We start from the raw sequence: 2,246 nt of genomic DNA, 5'->3' as shown, positions 1-2,246 counted from the left end.
TCACGGATGATGGCTCGCTCGAACTCCGCGAAGGCGCCAAGCAGAGAGAGCATTAGATCCGCGCGGGGATCCTGGGCGCCGGCGGCGTAGGTGGCCCGCTCGTGGACGAACTTCACGCTCGCGCCCTTCGCGGTGATCTCACCAACGATCTGCTTGAGATCCACTAGGGATCGAGCGAGCCGGTCCATCGACGCAACGACAAGTTCGTCACCGTCCCTGAGGTAACCGATGCACTCGGCGAGCTTCTCGCGGTCAGCACGCGAGCGTGCGGACTGTTTTTCGATATAGACCCGGTCGCACTCCCCCACCGCCGCGAGCTGGCGCGCCTCGTTCTGATCGGCGGCCGACACTCGCACGTACGCCACCCGCTGCCCGCGCGGACGCGAGGCTCGTCGAGCCGGCTTCGGGTCCGCCGTCGGCTTCCCCTCGACGATGTTCTCAGAGTCCGTTGACTCCACCCGAAAGTTCCAGTCCAGCTCGTCCCGGCGGCGGAACCGAGTCCGCACTCTCCCGCGGCTGACGATGAGTACCTCCTCGCCACCGTCACCCGAACGGTTCAACAACGTCCCGACCCGATCAGCCATCAGAAGACCCCTTCGCCCGGGCTTGTGTATCAATACACCCTAGACCCGACGGGACGATGTGTCATAACAGGCGAATTCAACCCTGCGGCACAGGGGCGATGGTGGCGCCTCCACCGTCCCGTATGGGTGTACCGGTAAATCGCGCTGCTCGGTGGCGGCGTTCTAGCGGCGATACCTGACGGCGCCACCTGCATTAAGGCTCGAGCGCCTCGAGGGCTCGGGCGGCTTGCTGGTGGCGGTAGAGGGTGGCGCGGGACCATCCGACCAAGCTGGCCGCTTCGGCGGCGGTGCGGCCCTTTCTTCGGGCGTCCTGGGCGATGTCGAGTTTTTCGGCGATCACTGCGGGATCGACCGGGGGCCGACCGAACCTCGTGCCGTTCTGCTTCGCCGCGGCGATGCCGGCGTTGACGCGTTCAGTGATGAGCTCGCGCTCGTACTCGGCCAGGGTGGCGAGCATGCCCAGCATCAACCGGCCGGAGGTGGTCTCCGGGTCGATGCCGTCCGAGAGCGACCGGATCTTCACGCCCTTGTCGCGAAGCAGGTTCACGGTATTGAGGACATCGATCAGGGAGCGGCCGAGGCGGTCAATGCGCCACACCACGACGGTATCGCCGGGCTCGATGTAGTCCATCAGCCGCTTCATCCCCGGGCGCTCGATCGCGGTCCGGCTCCCCGAGGTGACGTCGGAGAAGACGTCGCGCTTCTGAACCCCGGAATCTACGAGTGCATCCAACTGCAACTGCGCGTCCTGACTCGCGGTACTGACGCGGGTGTACCCCAGATGCCTCATGGCCCGATTCTGCCCCAGAAACCCCTACCGAGGCCGATCCTGAGACAGATGTCGCCAAGATGACTTAATGAGACACCGGCGGGTGGCCGTAGAGCCAGGAAAACTGCTCAAAAGTGGTCGCTTTCCTGGACGGTGTCGGGTGTCTTGAAATCCTTTAGGTTTTTAAGGCGCCTTCTCGACAGTTCAGCGACCACTGTATAGTTCAACATATGCTGACTGTTGCTTCTCGTGTGGATGTGATGAATCGGTTGGGGCGGGCGATGGCCGATCCGACGCGGTCCCGGATACTGCTGACGTTGCTGGAGCGGCCGGCCTATCCGGCGGAGCTGGCCCGCGACTTAGAACTGACGCGTTCGAACGTGTCGAACCATCTGGCGTGCCTTCGCGACTGCGGGATCGCGGTCGCCGTGCCCGAAGGCCGCCAGACCCGCTATGAGATCGCAGATCCGCACCTGGCGCAGTCACTAGCCTCCCTGGTCGAGGTCACCCTCGCCGTCAACGAGAACGCCTCCTGCCTGGACCCAGCCTGCTCAGCGCCGGGTTGTTGCGACACGGGGTCGGGCGCGTGATCCTGACCTCGGCCTTGCAGGCGATCGGCCTGTTCATCGCCACCAACATCGACGACATCATCGTCCTCTCACTGTTCTTCGCCCGCGGCGCAGGCCAACGTGGAACCACCGCACGCATCCTGGTCGGCCAGTATCTCGGGTTCGTCGGCATCCTCGGCGCCGCTGTACTCGTCTCCCTGGGCGCGGGCGCATTCCTGCCCCCAGAGGCCATCCCCTACTTCGGACTGATCCCACTCGGCTTGGGACTGTGGGCCGCGTGGCAGTCCTGGCGAGGGACCGATGACGATGACGACGACGCAAAAA

4 protein-coding genes are annotated in these 2,246 nt (G+C 64.6%); 2 read left to right on the top strand and 2 right to left on the bottom strand.

The window, feature by feature from the left end; translation table 11 throughout:
* Together G6021_RS16030 and G6021_RS16025 are read right to left on the bottom strand one after the other, a co-directional pair.
* A partial coding sequence (locus G6021_RS16030; RefSeq protein WP_241736629.1) for a recombinase family protein occupies nt 1-584 on the bottom strand: 584 nt, incomplete at its 3' end.
* Nucleotides 585-777: 193 nt separating this feature from the next.
* Nucleotides 778-1,374: a recombinase family protein gene (locus tag G6021_RS16025; protein WP_182641728.1), complete on the bottom strand. Its 597-nt coding sequence runs from the start codon at nt 1,372-1,374 to the stop codon at nt 778-780.
* Nucleotides 1,375-1,583: 209 nt separating this feature from the next.
* On the opposite strand from G6021_RS16025, the gene G6021_RS16020 reads away from it, so the two are divergent.
* Together G6021_RS16020 and G6021_RS16015 are read left to right on the top strand one after the other, a co-directional pair.
* Entirely contained in the window at nt 1,584-1,943 is a 360-nt protein-coding gene (locus G6021_RS16020) for a metalloregulator ArsR/SmtB family transcription factor (RefSeq protein ID WP_070721788.1), read from the top strand.
* Nucleotides 1,940-2,246: cadmium resistance transporter (locus G6021_RS16015; RefSeq protein WP_182641727.1), on the top strand; the 307-nt coding region annotated here is incomplete at its 3' end. The genes G6021_RS16020 and G6021_RS16015, both read left to right, overlap by 4 nt.

It is taken from the genome of Dietzia sp. CW19, assembly GCF_014145265.1.
Classification (GTDB): Bacteria; Actinomycetota; Actinomycetes; order Mycobacteriales; family Mycobacteriaceae; genus Dietzia; species Dietzia natronolimnaea.
The sequence above is the reverse complement of the archived record's forward strand: the minus strand, read 5'-3'. Positions and strand labels throughout refer to the sequence as shown.